Raw genomic sequence first — 25,266 nt, forward strand, 5'->3', positions numbered from 1 at the left:
TGGCCTTTAGATTTTGAACAAGACAGGTGTTCCTACAGGGACGCGGGCTGGCGCTCGGACAACCACTCCAGCGCCGCCCGCCCGGCGCGCAAGCCGCTGGCAAAGCACGCCGTCAGCAGGTAGCCCCCGGTCGGTGCTTCCCAGTCCAGCATCTCGCCGGCACAGAAGACGCCGGGCAGTTGCTTGAGCATCAAGCCCTCGTCCAGCGCCTCGAAACGTACGCCACCGGCACTGCTGATCGCTTCATCCAGCGGCCGCGTGCGCACCAGTTCGATCGGCAGCGCCTTGATCGCCTGGGCCAAGCGCATGGTGTCGGCGAAGGTGGCCTGATCGGTCAGCTCGCGTAGCAGCGCGGCCTTCACCCCGTCGATCCCGAGCTGCCCGTGCAGGTGCTTGGCCATCGAGCGGGAGCCACGGGGCTTGGCCAGGGCCTGAGCGATTTTATCCACAGGGCGATCCGGCAGCAGGTCGAGCAGCAAGGTAGCGCGTCCGTCGCGCTCGATGCCGGCGCGCACCGCCGCCGACCATGCATACACCAGGCTGCCTTCCACGCCTTGGGCGGTGAGGATGAACTCGCCCTTGCGCGCAGCGCTGCCAGGCACGCTGAGGGCGATGTTCTTCAGCGGCGCGCCGGCGAACTTGTTCCTGAGCAGATCGCTCCAGCCCTGCACCTCGAAACCACAGTTGCTCGGGCGTAATGGCGAGATATCCACAGCGCGCTCGGCCAGCAGTGGCACCCAACTGCCATCCGAGCCCAGGCGCGCCCAACTACCGCCACCCAAGGCCAGGATCACGGCAGTGGCGCGCACCAGGCGTTCGCCCTGTGGATAAGCGATCCGCAGTGCGCCTTCCGTGTCCCAGCCGAGCCAGCGGTGCCGGGTGTGGATAACCACGCCGGAATCGCGCAGGCGCTTGAGCCAGGCGCGCAGCAGCGGTGCCGCTTTCATGTCAGTGGGGAAGACCCGCCCCGAGGTGCCGACGAAGGTCTCGATGCCCAGGCCGTGGATCCACTGGCGCAGGGCGTCGGCATCGAAATCACGCAGCAGCGTGTCGATGGCCTCGCGGCGTTCGCCATAGCGGCCGATGAAGGCCGGGTAGGGCTCGGAGTGGGTGATGTTCATGCCGCCAACGCCTGCCAGCAGGAACTTGCGACCCACCGACGGCATCGCATCGAACACCTCGACCGCTACGCCGGCCTGGGCCAGGGCCTCGGCAGCCATCAGGCCGGCGGGGCCACCGCCGATCACGGCGACGAGGGGAGGGGAGGTGGGGTGGGAATCGGTCATGGTGGCGGCAGGCTGTGGAAAAGAGTCGGCATTCTACCCCAGAGGTGCTTGTGCAGGTACTGTTCAAAAAATGAACAAATCTTTGCAGGTCAGGCAGTTAAAGGGCTCCAGGGGCTTTCCCGCAGGTTATCCACAAGCGGTTCCACAGTCATTGTGTGTAACCCAGCACCCGCGCCGCGCTGTGGTGAAGGATGCCGTGCCGCCGCGCCAGCGCCGCCCGGTCCTTGCTGTAACCGCCGCCGATCACCCCGACCACCGGAATATCACGGCCAAGACAGTGGCGCAGGACCGCTTCGTCACGGGCGGCGACGCCTGCATCGGTCAGTTGCAGATAACCCAGGGCGTCGTCCTTGTGCACATCGACGCCGGCGTCGTACAGCACGAGGTCGGGCTGGTAGAGCGGCAGCAGGTAGTTCAGCGCATCGTTCACCACCTTCAGGTACGCCGCGTCGTCCATGCCGCGCGGCAGGGGGATGTCCCAATCGCTCTGGGCCTTGCGTGCGGGGAAATTCTGCTCGCAGTGCAACGACACGGTGATCGCCTCTGGTGTGTCGTGAAGGATGCGTGCGGTGCCGTCGCCCTGGTGCACGTCGCAGTCGAAGATCAGCACGCGGTGCACGCGTCCGGCTGCGAGCAGGTAGCGGCTGATCACCGCCAGGTCGTTGAAGATGCAGAACCCGGCGGGGTGGTCGTGGTGGGCATGGTGGGTGCCGCCGGCCAGGTGGCAGGCGATACCGTGACGCAGGGCCATCTCGGCGGTCAGCAGCGAACCGCCGACGGCGCGCACGGTGCGCCGTGCCAGGGCCTCGCTCCAGGGCAGCCCCAGGCGGCGCTGGTCTTCGCGTGAGAGTTCGCCGTTCATGTAGCGCTCGATGTAGGCGCGGTCATGGGCCAGGGCGAGGATGTCGTTGGGGCAGAGTTCGGGGCGCAGCAAGGCCTGGTCGGTGGTCAGCCCGCTGTCGATCAGGTGATCGTGCAGCAGGCGGAACTTGTCCATGGGGAAACGATGTTCCGGCGGGAACTCGGGGCTGTAGTCTTCGTGGTAGATCAGCGGCAGGGGCATGGGCAGGATCGCGGCTGGAGGCAGCGTTGATCTTGCCAGTGGGCCGGAATGCCACGCAACTCAAACACTCATCAGCGTTGTGCCGACGCCAGTACCCGTCGCCAGTCCGGCTCGTTCATGCGCCCAAGGATACGGGCCTTGCCGCTGTCATCGACCGACACGAACAGCGCGCTGGCGTAGCCACTTTCGCGCTCGCCCGGCGCAACCTTGAGCGTGCGCTGGAAGTGATCGACGCAGCCGTTGTGGGTCACCAGCACAAGATTGTGCCCTGCACGCTTGTGCGCCATGGCCTGGCCTGCGAAGCCGCTCTCGCAGCCTTCGAGCCAGTCCTCGCTGGTCACCGTGTCGCCGACGATGAAGTGCGCGGTCTGTCGGGTGCGCAGCTTCGGGCTGCTGAGCAGGTCGGCACCGTTCAGCCCCAGGCGCTGCAAGCCTTCTCCGACACGCTGGGCGGCCTGGCTGCCGGACACGGTGATGCCGGTTGGATCGTCCAGGCAAGGGCCGGGCGCGCTGTCGCAGCGCTCGGCGTGGCGAATCATCACGATCACGCGGCCTTCGGCCCACTTCTGCAGCAGGCCGCTGGCGTTCAACTGCCGTTCATTGCCAAGGTTCACGATGTGCGTCCTCGTTGACGACCACAGCATCAATCCCGCCGCGACCAGCACCAAGGCGAGGCCGACTGCCCAAGCCTTGCGTAAACGTCGGTGTCGCTTGCGGCGTGTGGGGATGGCCAGGTTTTCCAGGATGTCGCTCGACAGCATGCTCGGGCTCCGGCAAGAGGGGGCCGCGCGCAGGGCGGCGGCAGGTGGTGGCATTCTGTGAAGTGGCCTGTCTGCGCCGAGTGAAGCCGTTGTGAAAATTGCATTGGGCTTGGGGTGCAGGTGAAAAGCGCCCCCGGCGCCTAATCTGTAGACTGCAGGACTGAAAATCCGGAGCACACTCGATGACCTCGATCCTCAAGCTCGAAAGCGCCCGCCTGGTGTTGCGCCAATGGCGGGACGACGATTTGCAGGCGTTTGCCGAGATGTGCGCCGATCCGCAGGTGATGCGCTATTTCCCGGCGCCATTGACGCGCCTGGAGGCCGCCGCGCTGATCGGACGCATCCGTGGCCATTTCAACGAATACGGCTACGGTCTCTGGGCATTGGAGCGCATGGACAGTGGCGCCTTCATTGGCTTGACCGGGTTGCTCAACGTCAATTTCGACGCACCCTTCGCGCCGGCGGTGGAGATCAGTTGGCGTCTGGCCCGTCGTCACTGGGGCCAGGGCTTTGCCAGCGAGGCGGCCTGGACCTGCCTGCGCTGCGCATTCGCCCAGTTGCGCCTGGATGAGGTGGTGTCGTTCACCACTCAGGACAACGTACCCTCGCAGAAGGTGATGCAGGCGATCGGCATGGTTCAGGACGAGGCAGGCAGCTTCGAACACCCGCGGCTGCCCGAGGGGCACCCGCTGCGTCCGCACGTGCTGTATCGCATCGACCGGCCGCGCTGGGAGCGAACCCTGCATGCCTGAATGGGGCGCCATGCACGGAGGCGATGACAAATTCTGTATGATTTGCGCCAATGCCCGAATTGCCGTGACACCTGTCAGGAGTAGCCCCCGATGAGCCATGTGTTGGACGACCTGGTCGACCTGTTGAGCCTCGAATCCATCGAAGAGAACCTGTTCCGTGGCCGTAGCCAGGACCTGGGCTTTCGTCAGTTGTATGGCGGCCAGGTGCTGGGCCAGTCGTTGTCGGCGGCCAGCCAGACGGTCGAGGACGCGCGCCATGTCCATTCCCTGCACGGCTATTTCCTGCGCCCTGGCGATGCCAGCATGCCGGTCGTCTATTCGGTCGATCGGGTGCGCGACGGCGGCAGTTTCAGCACCCGCCGGGTCACGGCGATCCAGAAGGGCAACCCGATCTTCACCTGCAGCGCGTCGTTCCAGTACGACGAGGGCGGTTTCGAGCACCAGGTGCAGATGCCCGATGTGGTCGGCCCCGAGAACCTGCCCAGCGAAGTCGAACTGGCCCGCGTGATGGCTGACAAGCTGCCCGAGCGTATCCGCGACAAGGTGCTGTGCGCCAAGCCCATCGAGATCCGCCCGGTGACCGAGCGTGATCCGTTCGACCCCAAGCCGGGCGACCCGGTGAAGTACGCCTGGTTCCGCGCCGACGGCAACCTTCCGGACATCCCGGCGCTGCACAAGTACGTGTTGGCCTACGCCTCGGATTTCGGGCTGCTGACCACCTCGTTGCTGCCCCACGGCAAATCGGTGTGGCAGAAGGATATGCAGATCGCCAGCCTCGACCATGCGCTGTGGTTCCACCGCGACCTGCGTGCCGACGACTGGCTGCTGTACGCCACCGACAGCCCATGGGCCGGCAACGCCCGCGGTTTCACCCGCGGCAGCATCTTCAACCGCGCCGGGCAACTGGTGGCCTCGTCCACCCAGGAAGGCCTGATCCGCCATCGCAAGGACTGGGCATGAGCCTGCACGAAGTACGCAACTGGGTGTTCGACATGGACGGCACCCTCACCGTGGCGGTGCACGACTTTGCCGCGATCCGCGAGGCGCTGGAGATTCCGCCCGAGGATGACATCCTCACCCACCTCGCCGCGCTGCCTCACGAGGAGTCCAAGGCCAAGCACGCCTGGCTGCTGGAGCACGAGCGCGACCTGGCGATCGCCTCGAAGGCCGCGACCGGTGCAGTCGAGCTGGTACGCGAGCTGTCGGCGCGTGGCTGCCGGCTGGCGATCCTCACCCGCAACGCGCGGGAGCTGGCGCATGTCACGCTGGAGGCCATTGGCCTGGCGGACTGCTTCCCGGTCGAGCACATTCTGGGACGTGACGAAGCGGCGCCCAAGCCCGATCCGGATGGCCTGTTGCAGATCGCCCGGGCCTGGGGTGTGAATCCGTCGGAACTGGTGATGGTGGGCGACTACCGCTTCGACCTGGATTGCGGGCGTGCGGCGGGGGCCAGGACGGTCCTGGTAAACCTGCCCGACAACCCCTGGCCGGAGCTGGCGGACTGGCATGCGGCGGACTGCCGGGCGTTGAGGGCGATGCTTGGCTGAAAGGTTGCGGTGGGTTCTTCGCGGGCAAGTCGGAGCGCCGAACTGTGGTAGCGGGCCTGCCCGCGAAGAACTCACCGCTATCCCATGTAATGAACAGTAACCCATGACGATTCACTGACATCCCACTACATTCCCGGACACTGGCAAGGGCAGTCCCCTGACTAGAATGCCCGGTCTTGAATGAGACCGATTCTCTGTCACGCATCCGCTGTTGCCAGGAGCCCTCCGATGTTCTCCGTTCTCCGTTCCGCGCGGCGCCTGCTGCCGCTGCTCATGCTGCTGGTCGCAGGCCTCGGCACTCTCCAGACCGCCAGCGCCGCCCAGGTCACCGACGTGCTCGGGCGCAAGGTGGAAGTCGATCACGCGCCCCAGCGCATCGTCCTCGGCGAGGGCCGGCTGTTCTTCGCCCTGGCCCTGCTGGATCGCGACAACCCGTTCCAGCGCGTGGTCGGTTGGCAGAACGACATGCGCCTGCTCGACCCGCATACCTACGACGTCTACGCCAAGCTTTATCCCCAGGTGGCCAAGCTGCCGCTGATCGGCCAGGCCTCGGAGCAGAGCGTCAGCGCCGAGCAGATCCTGGCACTGAAACCGGACCTGGCGATCTTCAGCATCGCCGGCGAAGGCCCGACCCAGCACAGCCCGGTCGCCGACCTGCTGGAACAGGCCGGCATCCCGGTACTGTTCATCGACTTCCGTGTGCACCCGATCAAGAACACCCGCGTCAGCCTCGAAGCCCTGGGCACCTTGCTGGGTCGTGAGCAGCAGGCGCAGGAATACCTGGACCTCTACGACAGCCACCTCAAGCACGTCACCGACCAGGTGGCGGGGCTCAAGGACAGCGAGCGGCCGAAGGTCTTCCTCGAACTGCTGGCGGGCGTCTGGCAGGCGCCGGGGCACACCACCGGCAAGAGCGGCCTGGGCAGTGTGGTCGAGGCGGTCGGTGGGCACAATATCGCTGCTGACGTGGTGCCCGGCGCGCTGGGCGACGTCAGCGTCGAATACGTGCTCAAGGCCGATCCGGACGTCTACATCGCCACCGGCAACCGTGCCCCCGGCGTGCTGCTCGGCGCCGGCGTGAGTGCCGATACCGCGCGCCAGAGCCTGGCCAGGATCATCGCGCGCCCCGAATTCGCGCCGCTGCGCCCGATCCGCGATGGCCAGGCCCACGGTCTGTGGCATGACTTCTACAACTCACCGTTCAACATCCTCGCCATCGAAGCCATGGCCCGCTGGATTCACCCCGAGCGCTTCAAGGATCTGGATCCGCAAGCGACCATGGCCGACATCAACCACCTGCTGAAGGTCGGCCTGGACGGCCACTACTGGATCGACGCCAAGTGACCGCCCAGGCTCTGGACGGCGCCGCGCTGGCGGCCTGGCGGTATCGGCGCCTGCTCTGGCGGCGTGCCGGGCTGGTCGGCGGGCTGGCCGTGCTGCTGGCGCTGGCGGTGCTCGGCGACCTGGCCAGCGGCGCCTCTGGCATGGGGCTTGGACAGCTGCTGCATGGGGTGTTCGATCCGAACGCACTGAGCGCCACCGAACGGGTGATCATCTGGAACGTGCGCCTGCCCTACGCGCTGATGGCGGTGCTGGTCGGGGCCGCGTTGGCGCTGGCTGGCGCCGAGATGCAGGCGATCCTCGACAACCCGCTGGCCAGCCCTTTCACCCTGGGGGTGTCCTCTGCCGCCGCGCTGGGCGCGTCGCTGGCCATCGTCTATCCGCTGTCGGTGGCCTGGCTGGCGCCGAGCGCCCAGGTGACGGTGATGGCGTTCGTCTTCGCCTGCCTGTCGGTGCTGTTGCTGCAGGCCATGTCGCGGCTGCGCGGTGCCGGGGTCGAGAGCCTGGTGTTGTTCGGTATCGCCCTGGTGTTCAGTTGCAACGCATTGGTGTCGTTGCTGCAGTTGCTGGCCACCGAGGATGTGCTGCAGCAACTGGTGTTCTGGACCCTCGGTAGCCTGGCGCGGGCCAACTGGCAGAAGCTGGGCATTCTTGCTGCGGTGCTGGCGCTGGTGCTGCCGTTCTCGCTGCGCGCCGCCCCGGCCATGACTCTGCTGCGCATGGGCGAAGACCGTGCCCGCAGCTTCGGCGTGGACACCCGGCGTCTGCGCGTCGCCTCGCTGCTGCGCATCAGCCTGCTGTCGGCGACCGCCGTGGCCTTTGTCGGCACCATCGGGTTTATCGGCCTGGTCGGCCCGCACATCGCCCGCCTGCTGGTGGGCGAGGACCAGCGCTTCCTGCTGCCGGCGAGTGCACTGGTCGGGGCGTTGCTGCTGTCGCTGTCGTCGATCGCCAGCAAGCTGATCCTGCCGGGGGTGATCGTGCCGGTGGGGATCGTCACTGCCCTGGTGGGCGTCCCGGTGTTCGTGGTGCTGGTGTTCCGGCGGGGGAGAAGGTTGTGAGCTTGCGTATCGAAGGGCTGTCGGTCACCTATGGCGCGCGCCGGATCATCCAGCAACTGAGCCTGCCGCCGCTGCCGACGGGCAGCCTGGTGGCGCTGGTCGGGCCCAACGGGGCGGGCAAGTCCACCCTGCTGCGCGCCCTGGCCGGGCTGGAGCGGATGCAGGGCGCGGTGCACCTGGGCGATGAGGACGTTACCCGCCTGAGTTTCGCCGAACGCGCCCGGCGCCTGGCCTACATGCCACAGCAACTGCCGCCGGGGCTGGCGCTCGGGGTGCTGGAGAGCATCGTCGCTGCGCTGCGCGTGGGGGCTGCCGATGACCTGTTGGCGACGGCCTTCGATGCGCTGCGCCAGTTGGGCATCGAGCACCTGGCCGAGCAAGGCTTGGACAGCCTGTCCGGCGGCCAGCGCCAACTGGTGGCCCTGGCCCAGTTGCTGGCGCGCAATCCACAGGTGCTGTTGCTCGACGAGCCAACCAGCGCCCTGGACCTGCACTACCAACTGCGGGTGATGGATGCAGTGCGTGAGCGGGTGGTTCGCCATCGGCTGTTGGCGGTCGCGGTGCTGCACGACATCAACCTGGCGGCCAGCCATGCCGATTGCCTGGTGATGCTGGAGAAGGGCCGGGTGGTGGCCTGCGGCACCCCGGCCGAGGTGCTCGAACCGCAGTTGCTGGCGCAGGTATATGGCGTCGAGGCGCGGGTCGAGCAGTGCTCCCGTGGCCGCCTTCAGGTGCTGGTGGACCGGGCGCTGCGCTGAGCCTGCCGGCCCGGCTGCACGCCCGCTACATCAGATGCAGTCAGGCGAAGACGAAGTACTTGCGTACGGTCTCGACCACTTCCCAGGTGCCTTTCATGCCGGGCTCGATGACGAACACATCGCCGCCCTTGAGGTGCTTGGGTTCTTCGCCTTCGGGGGTGATGATGCAGTAGCCCTCGAGGAAGTGGCAGAACTCCCACTTCTCATAGTTGACCTCGAACTTGCCTGGCGTGCAGATCCAGGTGCCCATGATCTTGCTGCCATCGGCCGACAGGTAGGCGTTGAGGTTGACGGTGTGCGGGTCGCCGCCGATGCGTTTCCACTTGGTCGCATCTACCACCGGGGTCGGACAGGTTTCGCGCAGGACGGTGATGAAGTCGGACATGGCAAGGCTCCTGATGACGGGCTGAGTGACCCGTCACCTTAGGGCGTTGGCGTGACATGCAGTTGCCTGGATTCGACGCCTATCTGCCTGGTCGCGCTATGGCGGTCACGCCCACCAATAGCGCACGAAGTGGAAGAACACCGGCGCGGCGAAGCACACCGAATCCATGCGGTCGAGCATGCCGCCATGTCCTTCGATCATGTGCCCCCAGTCCTTCACCCCGCGATCGCGCTTGATGGCCGACATCACCAGCCCGCCAAAGAACCCCATGGCGTTGACCGTCAATGCCATCAGCGCCGCCTGCCAGAAGTTGAACGGGGTGATCCAGCACAGCAGGGCGCCGACCAGCGTGGCCAACGCCACCCCGCCGGCCAGGCCTTCGACGGTTTTGGACGGCGACAGGTTGGGCGCCACCTTGCGCTTGCCGAACAGCTTGCCGCACACGTACTGCAGCACGTCGCTGATCTGCACCACCAGGATCAGCCAGGCGATCAGCAGCAGGTTGCGGCCCTCGTAGCCGGGGATGTCCAGGGTCATCAGCGCGGGCACCGACGACAAGCAGTACACCGCGATCATCAGGCCCCACTGCACCTTCGAGGCGCGTTCCAGGAAGCGTGTGGTATCGCCGCCGAAGCTGGCCAGGATCGGCAGCAGCAAGAACAGGTACACCGGAATGAAGATGCTGAACATCCCGTACCAGTCCATGGCGATCAGCAGGTACTGCACCGGCAACGCTACGTAGAACGCTGCGACCAGCGCCGGGTAGTCGCTGCGCCGGGTCGGGGTGAGGGTCATGAACTCGCGCAGGGCGTAGAACGACACGCAATAGAACAGCACGATCACGCCGTACTTGCCGAACATGAAGGCCAGGCCGATCACCAGCACCATCACCCACCAGGCGTTGATGCGTGCGTTGAGGTTGTCGATCACCGCGTGCGGCGCGGAACCGGCGCGCCACTTGAGCAGGCGGCCGATGACACTGGCCAGGAGCAGCAGGGCGCCGATGCCGGCGAACAGGGACAGGGTGTTGTGATCCATCTCAGGCTTCCTTCGGGGCCAGGTTCAGCAGGGCCTGACGGGCCCGCTCGAGAAACGCCTGCTTGCTTTCGTCAGGCAGCACCTGCAATGGCTCGCCGAAACTCAGCGTGCACAGCAGCGGCAACGGCAGGGCGCGGCCCTTGGGCATCACCCGGTTGAGGTTGGCGATCCACACCGGCACCACTTCGATGTCTGGCTGGGCGGATGCGAGGTGGAACAGGCCGCTCTTGAAGGGCAGCAGTGGATCGTCGCCAAGATTGCGTGTGCCTTCGGGGAAGAAGATCAGCGAGTCACCCTGGGCCAGCGCATCGAGTACCGGTTGCAGCGGATTGTCCTGGCCTTCGCCGCGCTGACGGTCGATCAGGATGCCATTGAAGACATTGTGGATGACGAAGTTGCGCAGGCCTGGCGTGTTCCAGTAGTCGGCGCCGGCCACGGGCCGCGTGCGGCGCCGCAAGGGTTCGGGCAGCGAGGCCCAGAGCAGGACGAAATCGCCGTGGCTGCTGTGGTTGGCGAAGTACAGGCGCTGCACCGGTTGTGGCGTGCAGCCGAGCCAGAGGGCCCGAGCGCCGGTGATCAGGCGCGCGGCGGAGGTGATGGCGAAGGCGGTCAAGGCGGCGAGCATGGTGCAGGGTCATCCGGTGAAGGGCAGTGTCAGCAGGGTAGCCAAGGTCAGCAGTAGCTGCAGGCCCAGGCACAGGCTCTGGCGGCGCAGCAGGGCGAGGGCGGCCTGGCTGCGGGTTGGCCAGTCGCGTGGATCGTCGGCCTTGGCCTTGAGGTTGAGGTCGAACAGGGCGCGGTCCAGGGCGCGGGTATCGTCGGCACGTTGCGGGCTGGCGGCCAGGCGTGCGAAGAGCTCGGCGTCCAGGGCCACGCGAATGGCCCAGTACTTGTGGGCAACGCCGAGGATCAGCAGCAGGATGCACAGCACGCTGGCCAGCGGGTGCAGATGCAGGCCGAGCAGCGGTGCCAGGCCGTAGGCGATGGCCAGCAGGGTCAATGCATCGGACAGGCGTTCGAGTTGCCGACCACGAGCTAGCAGGGTCGCGACCAGGTACAGGTTCATGGCTGGACTCCGAGTTGTAGCAGGGCCTGGCGGTGGCCCGTATGCAGCACCACGCCCGGGCGGGCCTGGCGGATGAGGGCTTCGGCGGCGTCGATGTCGGCGCAGCGGCCAGTGTGGATCAGCCAGGCGGCTACGGCGCTGGCGCTGCGTGAATAGCCCAGGGCGCAGCAGACCAGCAGCGGGCCTTGCTGGCGCAGGCGGTCGATGGCTTCGGCGGCTTGGAGCAGCAGGGCGGGGCTCGGGGGGATGAGGTCCAGGGTGGGCAGGCTGAGGTAGGTTGCCTGTTCTGGCCCATTCGCGGGCAAGCCCGCTCCTACACATGGACAGGGCAGCTCCGCACTCAAATCCACTACCGTGGCAAGATCGGCGGCATCTCGCAACCCGGGAACACGCCCCAGATACACCCCGTCGCGCACCTCATCCGCTTGCGGATGCCGCCAGGTCCAGGCCCGCGAGTTGATCCAGGCGCCAACCAGATAGGGCGCCAGCAGCCAGGTCGCGGCATTCGACAGTCGTCCATCCGCTCCCTTCTGGAATCCGCCAGCACCGAACAGCACATAGTTCAGCGCCACCACCAGCAACGCCAGTGCCGGCCATAACAAGCACAGCCATACACCACCGAGCTTGAAGGCCAGCCCTGCACACAACAGGGCGCCGATGCCATAGCGCAAGCCAAGCCGCCAGCGTTTCGGCTCACGCGTCAGGCGCGCCTCGCGCAGCGGCAATGCGCCCTGGTGCGGCCATAGCCACATGCACAACAACCCCACCAGCGCGCCGCTGGGCAGGTCGATGAAGTGGTGCTGCCAGGTGGTCAGCACCGACAGCCCGATCAACGCCATCCAGCCGTGCACAGCCCAGCGCCAGAGCGGCTTATGGGTATGCCGGGCGAACATCGTCCAGATGATCACCAGCAGCGCGATATGCAGCGACGGGGCCTGGTTGTACGGCTTGTCGAAGCCCATCAGCACATCGAACAGCCAGCCGAACACACCTGCCAGTTCCGGTCGCTCGAAGGTGAAGCGCAGCGGCCAGAGCAGGAAGCAGGTCACGCTGACCACCTGTGCGGTCAGCAGCGCCAGGGCATGGCGGTCCATCTCGCGGCGAGTGAGCGGCAGCAGGAATGACAAACCGTACAGCAGGTCGATCGACCAGTACGGGATGATCGTCCACGGCCACAGCGGCATATGCTGCTCCCAGCCGAATACCAGGCTGCCGACATCGTCGCGCCCGGCGGTGTAGCTGTTGGCCAGGCCGTAGCTGAGGAAGAAGAACGGCCCGAGCAGCATCAGCCACAGCACGCCGCGCCGGATCAGTCCGGCTTCGCGTGTCATCAGCGAACCCGCTGGGCCAGGCTGACGCTGAAGATGCCCCACTCGTCGATGCGCTGGGCGATCTTGCGAAAACCTGCCGCCTCCACCAACTGGTCCATCTCGGCCTGGCTGCGCCGGCGCATGACCCAGGCGTCGCCGCCGCGGTGGCTGGTCAGGGCGCGGGCGATCATCTCCAGCTGTGGGTGCCAGGGCTGGCCGGTGTAGACCAGGTAGCCGCCGTCTTCCACGGCATCGGCCAGCCCGGCCAGGGAGTCGCCCACCAGTTGGTTGCTGGCGAACAGTTCATAGAGCCCGGACACCACCGCCAGGGTGGGGCGCGGGTCGAGGCTGGCCAGGCTCTGGCGGTCGAAGGCATCGCCCTGGACGAAACGGGCGATCTCGCCCAGGCCCTTTTCGTTGATCAACGCGCTGCCCTGCTGCACGTTCAGCTCGCTGTAGTCGCGCAGCAGTATCGAGTCCGGCAATTGCTCCTGCAGCGCTTCGAGGATGTAGCGGCCGTGGCCGGCGGCGATATCGACGATGTGCACAGGTCGTGCCTGTTCGCGCAGGCGCGCGATGGCCAGGCGCAGCAGTTCCTCGACATGCACCTTGCGTTGGCGGATGCCACGCCAGCCAATGGCGTCGAGGTAGTTGCGATCGATCAGCTCGCCCAGTTTGCCCTTGCCGGTGGCCTGGTTGCGGTACACGTAGTCCAGGGTGCTGCCGGAGTCGAAGCCAGTGTCGAAACCCAGCTTCACCCCTTCGGACAGCCCCTTGCCCAGGCGCAGGCTGGCGCGGTAGCTGCGCCAGTAGAGGTCGCGCGGCGAGTTGCGTGGCAGCGGTGCGGCCAGGCACTCGGCCTCGGCGCAGCTGGCGCCGACCTTGTCTGCATCGAGCAGCGACGGTGCAGGCAGCGGTGCGTCGAAACAGTGGGCGATGAAGCGCTCGATCCGCGCCAGGGCGTGGGTGCGGTCGCGTTCGCCGAGGGTGTCGTGGAAGAAACCGGGCAGGATGTGCATCTCCTTGCGCGGGCTGCCCAGGCGCTCGAAGAAGCGCTCCTGCGGGCCGCGTTCCACCACGAAGTCTGCGCCGGACACCAGCAACTGAGTCGGCACCTGGATGGCCTGGGCGTCGGCCACCACACGGTCGGCAGCCTCGTACAGGCCCAGCAGCACGGTCACCGAGATCGGTCGGCTGATCAGCGGGTCTGCGGTGTACGACATCACCCGTTCCGGGTCATGGGTGAGCAGGCGCGGCTTGACATAGCTGTTGACGAAGAAGTTGCCGCGCAGGGCCTTGAGCAGTTTCAGGCCGGGGCGGGCGAAGGGCACGTAGAGCTTGACCTTGAACGCCGGCGAGGCCAGCACCAGGCAGCGCACCTTGGGCGCGTAGTCGTGGGCCCAGGTGGCGATCAGCACTGCGCCGACGCTCTGCGCCAGCACTGCCATATCGGGCTCGGCGATGCCGTGCCGGGCCTGGATATGTTCGATGAAGGTCTGCACGTCGCGCACGCTGGTGGCGAAGCTCGGGCTATCGCCCCGGGCCCCTGGCGACAGGCCATGGCCACGGGCGTCCCAGGCGAAGATGTCGTAACCGGGCAGGTCCAGTTCGTCGGCCAGGTGCGCCATGCGCCCGCCGTGCTCGTGCCCGCGATGGAACATCACCAGCGCCCGGCGCGGCTGGTGCTCGTTGCGAGTGGCCGGCCAGTGCCGGTAGTGCAGCTCGACGCCGTCGTGGGTCGAGAAGTGCAGCGATTGCGCTTGGCGCATGGCGAAAGTCCTTGTCCTGCGGCGGTGGGGTCAGCGGGTTTCGGCCAGCCCGTGGCGTACCCGGTTGTAGAGGGTATAGAGCGAGAGCAGCAGGATGACCAGCAGCAGGCCGTTGATCCACGTCGGATTCAGCACGCCGAAGGCCACGCCGGTCCCCAGTACGCCGAATGCAAAGGCCCGGTCGCTCTTGCCCATCGGCCCGTCGTAACGCCGCGAAGCACCGGCCAGCGGGCCCATCACCCCGGCGTATTCACTGATGACGGCAAGCAACACCACCAGCACCACCAGTGTCGGCGACACCCCGACCAGCAACGCGAAGGGCAGGTACAGCGCCGCGTCGGCGATCACATCGCACAGCTCGTTGAGGTAGGCGCCGAGGGTCGATTGCTGGCCGAACTCGCGGGCCAGCATGCCATCGACGGCATTGAGCGCCATGCGCAGCAGCATCCACACCGGGATGAGGATGAACAGCCAGGTGACGTGGGGCAGCCAGGTGAGCAGCAGCCCCAGCAGCACCGACACCAACGCTGCGGCGACGGTGACCTGGTTGGCAGTGACGCCGCGATCGTAGAGACGCTGAACCGATGGGCGCAGCAGAGCCTGGAAGCGGGGTTTGAGCTGATAGATGGATGGCACGGTGAGTTCCCTGTCGTGGTGCGGCGTGGAGGGGATTGTGGGGAAAGAGATTGGCGGGCGGCAAGGTGCATCTGTCCTACATGTGAACTAGATAAAGCCTTCGCACTAGAAAGCGTGTCGCCGCTCGTCAGGGGTGTGTGGATAGTGTGTATTGGAGGCTGGTTTAGTTAAATAGATGTGTGAGTCGATGAAATTTCCAGTTGTTTTGCACAAGGACAAAGATTCCGACCACGGCGTGACCGTACCCGATGTCCCTGGGTGTTTTTCCGCCGGCGTCACCGCTGCCCAGGCGCTGGATAATGTCCAAGAGGCACTGGCGCTGCATTTTGAAGGCCTTGTCGCTGATGGCGAGCCTTTACCCCAAGCGCAGGAGATCGACGTGCACGTGGTCAATCCGGATTTCGCCGGTGGTATCTGGGCGGTAGTGGATTTTGATGTAACGCCCTACCTGGGCAAGGCGGTGCGTTTCAATGCGACGCTGCCAGAGAACCTGTTGCAGCGCATCGACGAGAAGGTGAAGCGCGATAGCCGATATGCCTCGCGCTCCGGTTTTCTGGCTTCAGCGGCGCTACGCGAGTTGGCTATCGCCTATTGAACCGGCCATCGCGGCTATAACGCATCCCGCGCCTTGCCGCGATACACCCGCAGCACATCCGCCATCACCGCCAGGGCGATTTCCGCTGGCGACTTGCTGCCCAGGTCCAGGCCGATCGGCATGTGCAGGCGTTCGATCTGCTGTGCTGACAAGCCGCCAATGCGCTGCAGGCGTTCGGCGCGGCGTGCGGAGGTGGTCACCGAGCCCATGGCGCCGATGTAGAACGCCGGGGTGTGCACGGCCTCCATCAGCGCCAGGTCATCGATCTTCGGATCGTGGGTCAGCGCCACCACTGCGGTGGCGGCATGGCAGCCACCTTCGGCAATGAACTCCGAGGGCAGCACGCGGTGCAGTTGAGCACCCTCCAGATGCACATGGGCCATCTCCTCGCGCGGATCGCAGGCGATCACTTCGCAGCCCAGCGTACGGGCGATATCGGCGCAGGCCTCGGCCACGGGCGACAGCCCCGCCAGCAGCAGGCGCAGGGCCGGGCCGATGGCGATATGTACGGCATCCTCGCTCATGCGCACGGTAACGCTGCTATCGCTTTCCAGGCCAAAGGTGCCATCCATCAGCCCCACCCTGCGCGTCACCCGGCGCTGGCCAAGCAATGCGCCGCGCAACGCCTGCAAGTGCTCCAGCCAGGCCGCACTGGCCTCGCGCCGCTCGACCAGCACCACCAACACCCCCCCGCACGGCAGGCGCAAGCGCCGGCTTTGCGCCTGTCCGTCGCCATAGCGCACCACCTGCGCAGCACAGTGGAATGCACCCTGTGAGAGGCTGTCGAGAAACTCTTCCTCCACGCAGCCTCCCGACAACGATCCGACATACTCCAGCCCGCCACGGCAGACCAGCATCGCTCCCGGTGCACGGGGTGCCGAGCCGTAGGTGGAGAGCACCGTGCACAGCCATACCGTGTCGCCGGCACAAGCCCATGCCAGCGCCTTGTCGATCACTTGCCGGTCGAGATGCTGCATGTTCGGTTACCCCGTTCCAATCGTTGGCGCCACACCCCATGTCTGTGGCAGTGTTGGCTATCTGGCCAGCCCCACAGGGACCGACATGCAGACTCGCAAAACCGGCGTTCGCGCCCAGCAGGCCGACCGCACCAAGGACAACATCCTCAAGGCCGCGGTGAAGGTCTTCAGCAAGGAGGGCTTCACCGGCGGGCGCGTCGAGCAGATCTCCACGCTGGCCAAGTCCAACGACCGGATGATCTATTACTACTTCGGCAACAAGGAAAAGCTGTTCATCAGCGTGCTGGAGCATATCTACGCCAGCTTCAACCAGGCCGAAGCCAAGCTGCGCCTGGACCTGTCCGACCCCGAGCTCGCGCTGCGCCAACTGGTGGCGTTCATCTGGGATTACTACGTGCGCCATCCCGAGTTCGTCACCATCCTGGCCACCGAAAACCTTCACCAGGGCCAGCACGCGCGCAAGTCGCAGAACCTGCAGGCGCTGTCCGGCGAGGCGGTCGGCGTGCTGCGGCCGATCATCGAGGCTGGGCAGGCCAAGGGCCTGTTCCGCGACGATATCGACATCACCCACGCCTACCTGATGATTGCCTCGCTCTGCTATTTCTATAACTCCAACCGCCATACGCTCAGCTCGTTCCTCGCCGTGGACCTTGCCGACAAGCAGGCCAAGGCCGACTGGCTGGACTTCATCAGCGATCTCGCCCTGCGCGGTCTGCGCCGCTAGCCTCAGTGGCTGCCGGGGTTGGCACGCACTTGCGCGCTCTTCGCCGTCAGCCCTTGCCAGGCCGGTTTGTCTGCGGCGAAACGCTGGCGCAAGTAGGCGGCCAGATCCGCCACCTGGCGGTCCGAGAGGCTATCCCTGAAGCCGGGCATATAGCCCAGGTCGCGGGTCGCAGGCGTCGGAATCCCGTGCAGGATCACGCGCAGCAGGTTGTCCGGCACATCGCTGTGCACGTTGCTGTTGACCGCCATCGACGGGCTGACACCGAACAGCTTCGGGCCCAGGCCATCGCTGTGGCAGGCCATGCACGCACCCTTGAACACCCGCTCGCCATTGCTGATGGACAGTTGCGTATCGACCTGGGGCGCAGCCGGGGTCGCGACTGGCTGCGGCGCGCCGTCCAGTGAAGTCAGGTAGTGGGCAATGGCCCGCACGTCGCTCTCCGGCAAGGTGGCCAGCTCGCTGACCACCGGCCCCATGGGCCCGGCGGCGACACCGTGCCTGTCGGAGAAACCGGTGCGCAGATAAGTGAACAGCTCGCTCTCGCTCCAGGGCGTGGACGACTTGCCCAGGCCGTTGAGCGCTGGCGCTTCCCAGCCATCGACCATGCCCCCGGCCAGGTAGCTTTTGCCGGCTTTTTCCGCGCCCATCAGGTTGCGCGGCGAGTGACAGGCGGTGCAGTGCCCGAGGCCATCGACCAGGTAGGCGCCGCGGTTCCACTGCGCACTGCGCTGCGGGTCGGGCCGGTACTCGCCGCGCTTGAGGAACAGTGCGTTCCAGCCGGCCATCAGCGGGCGCTGGTTGAACGGGAAACGCATGTCGTTGGCGGGCGCCTCCTGGCGCACCGGTGTCTGCGACATCAGGTAGGCGTACAGCGCCTGCATGTCACCGTCGGTGATGTTGCGAAACGAGGTGTAGGGAAAGGCCGGGTACAGATGTCGGCCGTCGCGGCTGATGCCCTCGCGCATGGCGCGCTCGAAGGCGGCGAACGACCAACGGCCGATGCCGGTTTCCGGATCGGGCGTGATGTTGGTGCTGTACAGCGTACCGAACGGCGTTTCCATCGCCAGGCCGCCGGCATTGACCTTGCCGCCGCTGACCGTGTGGCACACCGCGCAATCGCCGGCCGCCGCCACCTGGCGCCCACGTTCGAGCATTGCCGCTGACCAGCTGCCGGCCGCCGGGGGCGTCACCGGCGCGATTTCCGCGCGAAAGGGCAGGGCGGTCGCGAGCATGCCCAGGGCGGCACCGAACACGCCGGCGATCGAGCCGAACCACCACTTCGAGCGTTTCGACGCGGGCTGTGCTGGCGCAGACGAATCCTCGCCGTTGCCGCCAAGCGCGGCGCGCACCCGTTCGGCAGTGATCGGCAGCTCGCGAAAGCGTATGCCGGTGGCGTCGAAGATCGCGTTGGCGATGGCCGCCGCGCTCGGCACCGAGGCCGATTCGCCGCTGCCCATCGGTGGTTCGTGCTGGCGCGGCAGCATCATCACGTCGATGGCTGGCAGCTCCGGGAAGGTGAGGATCGGGTAGCCGCCCCATTCCTTGCTGGCCACCGTCGATTCCTCGAAGTGCACCTGTTCCTTGAGCACGCGGCTGGTGGACTGGATCACGTTGCCGTGGATCTGGTGGCGCACGCCCTCAGGGTTGACCATCATGCCCGCGTCATGGCCGATCACCACCCGCGTGACGGCCACCTCGCCGGTACGTCGGTCCACCGCCACATCGGCGACCCAGGCCGCCCAGGCCGCGCCGAAACCCGGGAACTTGCTGTGGATGTAGCGCGCATAGGCAAAACCGCGACCGCGCAACACATCGCCTTCGGCGGGCGTCTGCATGGGCTGGGTGTGCGCCTGCCACTGGGCGCGCTCGGCGGTGGCCTTGACCAGGTCGATGGCGCGCGGATCGGACAGGTGGCGCAGGCGGTACTCGACCGGGTCGACCCCCGCCGCGAAGGCCAGCTCGTCGATATATGACTCGTGGGCGAAGCTGTTGGGCATCGCCGACACGCCGCGCATCCACGACGCACGCACCAGCGGCGTCATGTCATTGATGGTGACGCGCATGTGTTCGTAGTCGTAGGGCGGAATCGAGGTACGGTCGCCCATTTCGAACAGCGCCGGCACCGGCTCCACCGCGCCGGTCAGCAGCAGGGCGAGGGTGGGGGCGCCGTTGGAGGGGTAGCTGGTCTGGAAGTCATAGGCGGCGACCGTGCCGTCGGCGTTCAGGCCGCCGTCGATCTCCATCAGTTGCGCGGTGCCTTTGGGCTCCCAGACATGCTCCTGCTCGCGGGTCAGCTGTACCCGCACCGGGCGTCCGACCGCGCGCGACAGCAGCACCGCATCGGCGCACACGTCGTCGGCGCAGTTGCGGCCGTAGCAGCCCGCCGCCTCCATGCGGATGATCTCGATGCGTGCTTCGGGGCATTCCAGCAACCAGGCGAGGTCGGCGCGCAGCAGGTGTGGATTCTGGGTTCCGGACCAGACGCGGATCTGGCCTTCGGTGAAGTCGGCCAGGGCGCAGGATGGGCCGATAGAGCCATGCAACTGGTAGGGCCACAGGTAGCTGCGGCTCAGACGCTGGCTGGCGTTGGCGATGCCCGCGTCGACCTCGCCCTTGTCCAGCACGGTGCGCTGCACCCTGGGGTTGTCGCGGATGGCCTGGGCGACGTCGCTGAGATCGGGCAGCTTGCCGGTGAACGGTTTCCAGCTCAGCTTGAGGTCGTGGGCGGCGCGGATCGCCTGTTCCTCACGTTCGGCCACCACGCCGACGAAGTCGCGGATCACCACCACGGCGACCACGCCAGGCACATGGGCGATGGAGCTTTCATCCACCGCCAGCAGGCTGTTGCCGACGAAGTCGCCGCTATCGTGGCCGGCATAAGGTGGGCGGATCACCCGGCCATGGAGCATGTCGGGCAGGCGCATGTCGTGCACGTAGGTCAGCTCGCCGGTGGCCTTGCCGGGGATGTCCACCCGCGCGGTACTGCGTCCGACCAGGCGGTAGTCCTCGACGGCCTTGAGCGGCGCGTCTTCGGCGATGCGCAACTGCTGGTTGTGCCCGCGCACCAGGTCGGCGAAGGGTAGGCGACGGCCGTCTTCGGCGATCACCGCGCCTTCTTCGATTCGCAACGCATCGGCTGTGCAGTCCAGCTCAAGGGCAGCCTGCTGCAGCAGGAAGCGTCGCGCGGTGGCTGCTGCCTTGCGCAGCGGCACGGCGGAGATCTGCAGTGTGGCGCTGGCGATGGTCGCGCCCTGGTTCGGCGCACGCTCGGTGTCGCCGAGCACCATGTGCACCTGGTCCATGCGCAGGTCCAGTTCCTCGGCGACGATCTGTGCCAGCGAGGTGCGGATGCCGGTGCCCAGGTCGACGTGGCCATTGAAGGCATACACCAGGCCGTCGTCGCTCACGGCGATGAACAGTGCCAGTTCGCGGTCCTTGACCTGGGGTGTCACACCCTTGGCAACCGGCCCCGAGGGCGGGGTGATTTCGTCGACGATCAGCAGCACACCGTTGCTGGCCAGCAATTGCTCGCGTGAAGGCACCTGTTGCGAGTGGTTCATGGGGTTCTCCGGATCTCAGGCCTGGCGGCCGGCGGCGCGGCGCACCGCGCGCAGGATTTCGACGTGGGTGCCGCAGCGGCAGAGGTTGCCGGACAGTTCGTTGCGGATCTGTTCGTCGGTGGGATTGGGGATGCGGTCGAGCAGGGCCTTGGCGGTCATGATCATGCCGTTCATGCAGTAGCCGCACTGGGCTGCCTGCTCGTCGATGAACGCCTGCTGCACCGGGTGCGGCGCGGCTTTGTTGCCGAGGCCTTCGAGTGTGGTGACCTCGCGGTTTTCAGCGCCGGCCAGCGGGATCACGCAGGAGCGCGCGGCCACCCCGTCGATGATCACCGTACAGGCGCCGCACTCGCCCAGGCCGCAGCCGTATTTCGGGCCGTTCAGGCACAGGTCGTTGCGCAGCACCAACAACAGGGGGGTGTCGGGTTCAGCGGCGACCGTGACGGTCTGGCCGTTTATCCGCAGGGCGATGTCTTCTTGCATGGCTCGCTCATCTCTGGGGCGCTACCAAAGGACTCAAACGGTGCGCTTTTTCGGTAAGTGCTCACTACATGAAATGAGTAGGCAAGAAGCAGGCCAGGCGGGTTGCAGGGGGGCGTCAGCGACGGTGGTGGGCAGGTCAGACGCAATCGCGGGGCAAGCCCGCTCCCACTGGTACCCCACCGTTCTCGAGGGCAGTGATTAACCTGTGGGAGCGGGCTTGCCCCGCGATAGGGCCGGTAACGACGGTGAGGGTTTTGTTGAAGGGCGCGATCAGCCCGCCGCCTCGTCGCTGTCGATCATCTTGCGCAGCAGGAACAGGATCGCCACCCGCTCCCCGGCATTGAGGCTGCCCATGCTCAGCTCGCTGATCTGCCGTGCGCAGGGAATCATCGCATCGAGCAGCGCCGAGCCGCTTTCGGTGAGCTCGACGATGACCTTGCGCCGGTCGTCCGGGTCTGGCGACAGTTGCACCAGTCCGCGCGCCTTGAGGCGCTCGACGATGCCACGGATGGTTGCCTGGTCCACGGCGGTGGCCTTGATCAGCTCAGCCTGGGAGCTGGGCCCGTGGTCGCGCAGGGCGCACAGGGTGACGAACTGGATCGAGGTGAGCTGCGGATCGCACGCTTGCTGCTGGAAGATCGCCGTATGCCGCTGGTACGCCTTGCGCAGCAGGTGGCCGATCTGTTCGGTGACGTCATACGGCGTGGTGTCGAGCGGGGTGGCAACGGGGGTGGTTTTCTTCGGCATGTGATGGCTTGGGCTGTGTGGGTTGGCTGGCCGGCCCCCGAAAGCGGAGCGCCGGGCCAGTATACCCGCTATCGGGCCTTGGACTCCTCGGGCGCGACCACCTCGCCGGCCAGCACCACGGGCTGGTCGTCCAGGTAGATATCGCAGTTGCGCAGCGGGATATCCAGGTGGCACGGGGTCTTGCGCTTGCCGCCGACCTCGGTGTTGGGGCCGGTGGAGAACAGGAAGTTGCCGTAGAAGGCGCGGGCGTCCATGCACATGCCGTCGTTGCGGTCGTGCAGGCCCATGGCGGTCCACTGTGCGCGGGGTTGCAGGCCCCAGCCGATGTGGGAGATGCCGTACACCTCGGGGTCGTTGAAGTACTTCATGTAGTCGCGCAGGTACTCGGCCTCGAAGCCGCCGTGGATACCGGTGATGAAGCCTTTCTCGATTTCCAGGGTGATGCGCTCGCGGCAGTAGTTCTTGAACGGCAGGATGATGTCGCCGACATCCAGCACCAGCGTGCCTTCGGCGCTGTCCTCGTTCGGCCATGTGAACAGGAAGCCACTGGGCCAGTGGTCCCAGCGCCCTGGCTCGTCGGCGTAGCCGTATTCGGTGACCGCCGGATACTGGCCGAGCGGGGCGTGGAAGTCGCTGCCGGCCTTGGAGCGCACGTGCATGCTGCGCGCTTGCTTGAGCAGGGTCTCGGCGGCCAGCACGCGACGTTTGTCGTCCTCGGTGGGCAGCATGCGCGCCAGTACTTCCGGGGGTTCGACCGCCAGCAGGATGCGCGTGCCGGTCTTGAGGATCTGCTCCTGCTCGGGGGAGTGCAGCAGCATCATGGTGTCGACGATCAGGTCGGCCGCCTCCAGCGCCCGCTGGGCGGCGATGTTGCCGGTCAGCGCGGTGTCGCCGCAGTAGGCGGTCATGTCGTTGCCCATGGCGGTGGGATGGTTGAACGACGGCAGCTCCACCGCATAGACCTTGGCTTTCAGGCGCTGCGCCGCCTCCATCGCGGCGTTGACCGTACGCGGATCGGAATAGTGGCTCTTGAGCACGGCGACGCTCTGGGTTTCGTCTACCCGGGACAGTTTCAGCACGTGTTCGAACATCTGGGTCAGCTCTGCATTGCTCACCGGCATGGGGGTTCTCCTGGTCAGGACTCAAGGGTCGAGCGGCTGCACCACGGCGGTGCCGGGCGCGTCATCTCGGTGCAAAACAATAGTGTGTACGCCATATTTGCTCAGATGAAAGCGCATCCCGTCGATAAGCGCAAGCGGTGCGATCAAACGTTACCTATCCACACATATTCCAATATTTGCGGTAACAATGGCCGCGTTATCGCCATTGATCCGGGGCCGATAAAATATTTTTCGCTGCCTCTTCCAATTAAAAAAATAGAGCGTATACACTCTAAATCGTCGAGCGGCCGAACCGCTGGCAACACATCAGAACAAGAGGAGACATACCCATGCGGGGTAGGCAGAAAATCGCAATCGTCGGTGCGGGTCTGGGTGGGGCGGCCGCCGCCACGTTGCTGCAGCAGGCCGGGTTCGACGTCGAGGTGTTCGAGCAGGCGCCGGAGTTCACCCGCCTCGGTGCGGGCATCCACATCGGCCCCAACGTGATGAAGATCTTCCGTCGCATGGGCCTCGAGCAGAAGCTGGAGCTGATGAGCTCGCACCCGGACTTCTGGTTCAGCCGCGACGGCAAGACCGGCGACTACCTGTCGCGCATCCCGTTGGGCGAGTTCGCTCGCCGCGAGTACGGCGCCTCGTACATCACCATCCATCGTGGCGATCTGCACGCCCTGCAGATCGAGGCGATCAAGCCGGGCACCGTGCATTTCGGCAAGCGCCTGGAAAAGATCGTCGACGAGGGTGACCAGGTGCGCCTGGACTTCGCCGACGGCACCCATACCGTGGCCGATATCGTCATCGGTGCCGACGGCATCCACTCGAAGATCCGCGAGGAACTGCTGGGCGTCGAAGCGCCGATCTACAGCGGTTGGGTCGCCCACCGTGCGTTGATTCGCGGCGACAAGCTCAAACAGCACGCGGACGTGTTCGAGGACTGCGTGAAGTGGTGGACCGACGATCGTCACATGATGGTCTACTACACCACCGGCAAACGCGACGAGTACTACTTCGTCACCGGCGTACCGCACGAGGCCTGGGACTTCCAGGGCCCGTTCGTGGACAGCAGCCAGGAAGAGATGCGCGCCGCCTTCGAGGGCTATCACTCGACGGTGCACAAGCTGATCGACGCTACCGAGTCCATCACCAAGTGGCCGCTGCGCAACCGCAACCCGCTGCCGCTGTGGAGCCGTGGCCGCCTGGTGCTGCTGGGCGATGCCTGCCATCCGATGAAACCGCACATGGCGCAGGGCGCCTGCATGGCCATCGAGGACGCGGCGATGCTGACTCGCTGCCTGCAGGAGACCGGGCTGTCCGACCACCGCACCGCCTTCGCCCTCTACGAGGCCAACCGCAAGGAGCGCGCCTCGCGGGTGCAGTCGGTGTCCAACGCCAACACCTTCCTCTACACCCAGGAAGACCCGGCGTGGGTCTATGGCTACGACCTGTACGGCCAGGAACTGAAAAGCGGGGAGGCGGCATGAGCAGCTTCGTCGCCGGCGGCAACGTCAGCGCCAACGGCATCCGCCAGCATTACCTGCGCTACGGCGGCAAGGGGCCGGCGCTGATCCTGGTGCCGGGGATCACCAGCCCGGCGATCACCTGGGGATTCGTCGCCGAACGCCTCGGTCAGCACTTCGACACCTATGTCCTGGATGTGCGCGGGCGTGGCTTGTCCTCCAGCGGCCCAGGCCTGGACTACGGCACCGACGCCTGCGCCGCAGACATTCCGGCCTTCGCCGCAGCGCTGGGGCTTGGCAGCTATCACCTGGTCGGTCATTCGATGGGCGCGCGCTTCGCCATCCGCGCTGCCGCCCAGGGCGCGCCGGGCCTGCAGCGCCTGGTGCTGATCGATCCGCCGGTGTCCGGCCCGGGCCGGCGCGAGTATCCCAGCAAGCTGCCGTGGTACGTCGATTCGATCCGCCAGGCCACGATCGGCATGACCGGTGAGGACATGCGTGCCTTCTGCGCTACCTGGAGCGACGAGCAACTGGCCCTGCGCGCCGAATGGCTGCACACCTGCCACGAGCCGGCGATCGTGCGGGCTTTCAACGATTTCCATGATGTGGATATCCATCAGGACCTGCCTGCCGTGCGCCAGCCGGCGCTGCTGATGGTGGCCGGGCGTGGCGGTGTGATCCAGGCACAGGACATCGCCGAGATCCGCGAACTCAAGCCGGACATCCAGGTGGTTCAGGTCGAAAACGCCGGCCACATGATTCCCTGGGACGACCTCGAAGGCTTCTTTGCCGCCTTCGGCGATTTCCTCGACCATTCCCTCGTCTGAAGGAG

25 protein-coding genes are annotated in these 25,266 nt (G+C 66.2%); 10 read left to right on the forward strand and 15 right to left on the reverse strand.

All coding sequences use genetic code 11. From position 1 onward, the window contains the following. Window positions 1-32: 32 nt before the first annotated feature. From HU748_RS11060 to HU748_RS11070, 3 genes are all read right to left on the reverse strand, one after another. Window positions 33-1,286, reverse strand: coding sequence for a TIGR03862 family flavoprotein (locus HU748_RS11060; RefSeq protein WP_186720341.1), 1,254 nt, complete (start codon window positions 1,284-1,286; stop codon window positions 33-35). A 148-nt stretch (window positions 1,287-1,434) separates the two neighbouring features. Beyond that, window positions 1,435-2,349: a histone deacetylase gene (locus HU748_RS11065; protein WP_186720343.1), complete on the reverse strand. Its 915-nt coding sequence runs from the start codon at window positions 2,347-2,349 to the stop codon at window positions 1,435-1,437. Between the two features lie 71 nt (window positions 2,350-2,420). Next, window positions 2,421-3,110 (reverse strand): histidine phosphatase family protein, encoded by a 690-nt coding sequence (locus HU748_RS11070; protein ID WP_186720345.1) that lies wholly within the window; start codon window positions 3,108-3,110, stop codon window positions 2,421-2,423. 182 nt (window positions 3,111-3,292) lie between these two features. Between HU748_RS11070 and HU748_RS11075 the strand changes: the two genes are divergently transcribed. From HU748_RS11075 to HU748_RS11100, 6 genes are all read left to right on the forward strand, one after another. Then, on the forward strand, window positions 3,293-3,862 hold the full coding sequence (locus HU748_RS11075) for a GNAT family N-acetyltransferase (protein ID WP_186669309.1): 570 nt from the start codon (window positions 3,293-3,295) through the stop codon (window positions 3,860-3,862). Between the two features lie 90 nt (window positions 3,863-3,952). Beyond that, window positions 3,953-4,822 carry an acyl-CoA thioesterase II gene (gene tesB / locus HU748_RS11080; RefSeq protein WP_186669311.1) on the forward strand — a complete coding sequence of 290 codons (870 nt, stop codon included), beginning with the start codon at window positions 3,953-3,955 and terminating at the stop codon, window positions 4,820-4,822. Continuing rightward, window positions 4,819-5,409, forward strand: coding sequence for an HAD family hydrolase (locus HU748_RS11085; RefSeq protein WP_186720346.1), 591 nt, complete (start codon window positions 4,819-4,821; stop codon window positions 5,407-5,409). Before tesB ends, HU748_RS11085 begins: the two co-directional genes overlap by 4 nt. A 228-nt stretch (window positions 5,410-5,637) precedes the next feature. Beyond that, window positions 5,638-6,753, forward strand: a complete 1,116-nt coding sequence (locus HU748_RS11090) for an ABC transporter substrate-binding protein (RefSeq protein ID WP_186711327.1) — start codon at window positions 5,638-5,640, stop codon at window positions 6,751-6,753. Then, complete coding sequence (locus HU748_RS11095; RefSeq protein ID WP_186720347.1) at window positions 6,750-7,811, forward strand: iron chelate uptake ABC transporter family permease subunit; 1,062 nt, start codon at window positions 6,750-6,752, stop codon at window positions 7,809-7,811. The genes HU748_RS11090 and HU748_RS11095 overlap by 4 nt, the downstream gene beginning before the upstream one ends. Then, window positions 7,808-8,569, forward strand: a complete 762-nt coding sequence (locus HU748_RS11100; protein ID WP_186720348.1) for an ATP-binding cassette domain-containing protein — start codon at window positions 7,808-7,810, stop codon at window positions 8,567-8,569. The genes HU748_RS11095 and HU748_RS11100 overlap by 4 nt, the downstream gene beginning before the upstream one ends. 40 nt (window positions 8,570-8,609) lie before the next feature. Here the strand turns inward: HU748_RS11100 and HU748_RS11105 are convergent, their stop codons facing one another. From HU748_RS11105 to HU748_RS11135, 7 genes are all read right to left on the reverse strand, one after another. Next, entirely contained in the window at window positions 8,610-8,954 is a 345-nt protein-coding gene (locus tag HU748_RS11105) for a cupin domain-containing protein (protein ID WP_063542660.1), read from the reverse strand. A gap of 105 nt (window positions 8,955-9,059) precedes the next feature. After that, on the reverse strand, window positions 9,060-9,992 hold the full coding sequence (locus tag HU748_RS11110) for a phosphatidate cytidylyltransferase (protein WP_186720349.1): 933 nt from the start codon (window positions 9,990-9,992) through the stop codon (window positions 9,060-9,062). A gap of 1 nt (window position 9,993) precedes the next feature. Next, window positions 9,994-10,617 (reverse strand): lysophospholipid acyltransferase family protein, encoded by a 624-nt coding sequence (locus HU748_RS11115; protein ID WP_186720350.1) that lies wholly within the window; start codon window positions 10,615-10,617, stop codon window positions 9,994-9,996. 9 nt (window positions 10,618-10,626) lie between these two features. Continuing rightward, window positions 10,627-11,058: a hypothetical protein gene (locus HU748_RS11120; protein WP_186669325.1), complete on the reverse strand. Its 432-nt coding sequence runs from the start codon at window positions 11,056-11,058 to the stop codon at window positions 10,627-10,629. Next, window positions 11,055-12,389, reverse strand: coding sequence for a phosphatase PAP2/dual specificity phosphatase family protein (locus HU748_RS11125; protein WP_186720351.1), 1,335 nt, complete (start codon window positions 12,387-12,389; stop codon window positions 11,055-11,057). The genes HU748_RS11120 and HU748_RS11125 overlap by 4 nt, the downstream gene beginning before the upstream one ends. Further along, window positions 12,389-14,137, reverse strand: coding sequence for a bifunctional alpha/beta hydrolase/class I SAM-dependent methyltransferase (locus tag HU748_RS11130; RefSeq protein ID WP_186711323.1), 1,749 nt, complete (start codon window positions 14,135-14,137; stop codon window positions 12,389-12,391). Before HU748_RS11130 ends, HU748_RS11125 begins: the two co-directional genes overlap by 1 nt. A gap of 30 nt (window positions 14,138-14,167) precedes the next feature. Continuing rightward, window positions 14,168-14,773, reverse strand: a complete 606-nt coding sequence (locus HU748_RS11135; protein ID WP_186711322.1) for a CDP-alcohol phosphatidyltransferase family protein — start codon at window positions 14,771-14,773, stop codon at window positions 14,168-14,170. A gap of 187 nt (window positions 14,774-14,960) precedes the next feature. Between HU748_RS11135 and HU748_RS11140 the strand changes: the two genes are divergently transcribed. Beyond that, entirely contained in the window at window positions 14,961-15,368 is a 408-nt protein-coding gene (locus HU748_RS11140) for a type II toxin-antitoxin system HicB family antitoxin (RefSeq protein WP_186720352.1), read from the forward strand. A gap of 14 nt (window positions 15,369-15,382) precedes the next feature. On the opposite strand, the gene HU748_RS11145 is transcribed toward HU748_RS11140, so the two are convergent. Next, on the reverse strand, window positions 15,383-16,345 hold the full coding sequence (locus HU748_RS11145; RefSeq protein WP_186720355.1) for an XdhC family protein: 963 nt from the start codon (window positions 16,343-16,345) through the stop codon (window positions 15,383-15,385). Window positions 16,346-16,430: 85 nt separating this feature from the next. On the opposite strand from HU748_RS11145, the gene HU748_RS11150 reads away from it, so the two are divergent. Further along, window positions 16,431-17,069, forward strand: coding sequence for a TetR family transcriptional regulator (locus HU748_RS11150; RefSeq protein ID WP_186669333.1), 639 nt, complete (start codon window positions 16,431-16,433; stop codon window positions 17,067-17,069). A 2-nt stretch (window positions 17,070-17,071) separates the two neighbouring features. On the opposite strand, the gene HU748_RS11155 is transcribed toward HU748_RS11150, so the two are convergent. The 4 genes from HU748_RS11155 to HU748_RS11170 all read right to left on the reverse strand — a co-directional run bounded on the left by HU748_RS11155 (window position 17,072) and on the right by HU748_RS11170 (window position 22,980). Continuing rightward, complete coding sequence (locus HU748_RS11155) at window positions 17,072-20,629, reverse strand: molybdopterin cofactor-binding domain-containing protein (RefSeq protein WP_186720357.1); 3,558 nt, start codon at window positions 20,627-20,629, stop codon at window positions 17,072-17,074. Window positions 20,630-20,644: 15 nt separating this feature from the next. Beyond that, on the reverse strand, window positions 20,645-21,112 hold the full coding sequence (locus HU748_RS11160) for a (2Fe-2S)-binding protein (RefSeq protein WP_186669335.1): 468 nt from the start codon (window positions 21,110-21,112) through the stop codon (window positions 20,645-20,647). 270 nt (window positions 21,113-21,382) lie between these two features. Then, window positions 21,383-21,859 (reverse strand): MarR family winged helix-turn-helix transcriptional regulator, encoded by a 477-nt coding sequence (locus HU748_RS11165; RefSeq protein ID WP_186720359.1) that lies wholly within the window; start codon window positions 21,857-21,859, stop codon window positions 21,383-21,385. A gap of 68 nt (window positions 21,860-21,927) precedes the next feature. Then, window positions 21,928-22,980: a 2,5-dihydroxypyridine 5,6-dioxygenase gene (locus HU748_RS11170; protein ID WP_186669337.1), complete on the reverse strand. Its 1,053-nt coding sequence runs from the start codon at window positions 22,978-22,980 to the stop codon at window positions 21,928-21,930. A gap of 329 nt (window positions 22,981-23,309) precedes the next feature. On the opposite strand from HU748_RS11170, the gene nicC reads away from it, so the two are divergent. Both nicC and nicD read left to right on the forward strand, forming a co-directional pair. After that, window positions 23,310-24,458, forward strand: coding sequence for a 6-hydroxynicotinate 3-monooxygenase (nicC, locus tag HU748_RS11175; RefSeq protein WP_186669339.1), 1,149 nt, complete (start codon window positions 23,310-23,312; stop codon window positions 24,456-24,458). Continuing rightward, a complete protein-coding gene (gene nicD, locus HU748_RS11180) occupies window positions 24,455-25,261 on the forward strand; it encodes an N-formylmaleamate deformylase (RefSeq protein ID WP_186669341.1) in 807 nt (268 codons plus the stop codon). Before nicC ends, nicD begins: the two co-directional genes overlap by 4 nt. Window positions 25,262-25,266 lie beyond the last annotated feature (5 nt).

It is taken from the genome of Pseudomonas sp. RW3S2 (assembly GCF_014268955.1).
GTDB classification, from domain to species: domain Bacteria; phylum Pseudomonadota; class Gammaproteobacteria; order Pseudomonadales; family Pseudomonadaceae; genus Aquipseudomonas; species Aquipseudomonas wayambapalatensis.

What these genes read in the sequence shown, in the direction of transcription:
- HU748_RS11060 (WP_186720341.1), bottom strand. Translation starts at nt 1,286, where the DNA reads ATGACCGATTCCCACCCCACCTCCCCTCCCCTCGTCGCCGTGATCGGC.
- HU748_RS11065 (WP_186720343.1), bottom strand. Translation starts at nt 2,349, where the DNA reads ATGCCCCTGCCGCTGATCTACCACGAAGACTACAGCCCCGAGTTCCCG.
- HU748_RS11070 (WP_186720345.1), bottom strand. Translation starts at nt 3,110, where the DNA reads ATGCTGTCGAGCGACATCCTGGAAAACCTGGCCATCCCCACACGCCGC.
- HU748_RS11075 (WP_186669309.1), top strand. Translation starts at nt 3,293, where the DNA reads ATGACCTCGATCCTCAAGCTCGAAAGCGCCCGCCTGGTGTTGCGCCAA.
- tesB (WP_186669311.1), top strand. Translation starts at nt 3,953, where the DNA reads ATGAGCCATGTGTTGGACGACCTGGTCGACCTGTTGAGCCTCGAATCC.
- HU748_RS11085 (WP_186720346.1), top strand. Translation starts at nt 4,819, where the DNA reads ATGAGCCTGCACGAAGTACGCAACTGGGTGTTCGACATGGACGGCACC.
- HU748_RS11090 (WP_186711327.1), top strand. Translation starts at nt 5,638, where the DNA reads ATGTTCTCCGTTCTCCGTTCCGCGCGGCGCCTGCTGCCGCTGCTCATG.
- HU748_RS11105 (WP_063542660.1), bottom strand. Translation starts at nt 8,954, where the DNA reads ATGTCCGACTTCATCACCGTCCTGCGCGAAACCTGTCCGACCCCGGTG.
- HU748_RS11110 (WP_186720349.1), bottom strand. Translation starts at nt 9,992, where the DNA reads ATGGATCACAACACCCTGTCCCTGTTCGCCGGCATCGGCGCCCTGCTG.
- HU748_RS11115 (WP_186720350.1), bottom strand. Translation starts at nt 10,617, where the DNA reads ATGCTCGCCGCCTTGACCGCCTTCGCCATCACCTCCGCCGCGCGCCTG.
- HU748_RS11120 (WP_186669325.1), bottom strand. Translation starts at nt 11,058, where the DNA reads ATGAACCTGTACCTGGTCGCGACCCTGCTAGCTCGTGGTCGGCAACTC.
- HU748_RS11125 (WP_186720351.1), bottom strand. Translation starts at nt 12,389, where the DNA reads ATGACACGCGAAGCCGGACTGATCCGGCGCGGCGTGCTGTGGCTGATG.
- HU748_RS11130 (WP_186711323.1), bottom strand. Translation starts at nt 14,137, where the DNA reads ATGCGCCAAGCGCAATCGCTGCACTTCTCGACCCACGACGGCGTCGAG.
- HU748_RS11140 (WP_186720352.1), top strand. Translation starts at nt 14,961, where the DNA reads ATGAAATTTCCAGTTGTTTTGCACAAGGACAAAGATTCCGACCACGGC.
- HU748_RS11145 (WP_186720355.1), bottom strand. Translation starts at nt 16,345, where the DNA reads ATGCAGCATCTCGACCGGCAAGTGATCGACAAGGCGCTGGCATGGGCT.
- HU748_RS11150 (WP_186669333.1), top strand. Translation starts at nt 16,431, where the DNA reads ATGCAGACTCGCAAAACCGGCGTTCGCGCCCAGCAGGCCGACCGCACC.
- HU748_RS11155 (WP_186720357.1), bottom strand. Translation starts at nt 20,629, where the DNA reads ATGAACCACTCGCAACAGGTGCCTTCACGCGAGCAATTGCTGGCCAGC.
- HU748_RS11160 (WP_186669335.1), bottom strand. Translation starts at nt 21,112, where the DNA reads ATGCAAGAAGACATCGCCCTGCGGATAAACGGCCAGACCGTCACGGTC.
- HU748_RS11165 (WP_186720359.1), bottom strand. Translation starts at nt 21,859, where the DNA reads ATGCCGAAGAAAACCACCCCCGTTGCCACCCCGCTCGACACCACGCCG.
- HU748_RS11170 (WP_186669337.1), bottom strand. Translation starts at nt 22,980, where the DNA reads ATGCCGGTGAGCAATGCAGAGCTGACCCAGATGTTCGAACACGTGCTG.
- nicC (WP_186669339.1), top strand. Translation starts at nt 23,310, where the DNA reads ATGCGGGGTAGGCAGAAAATCGCAATCGTCGGTGCGGGTCTGGGTGGG.
- nicD (WP_186669341.1), top strand. Translation starts at nt 24,455, where the DNA reads ATGAGCAGCTTCGTCGCCGGCGGCAACGTCAGCGCCAACGGCATCCGC.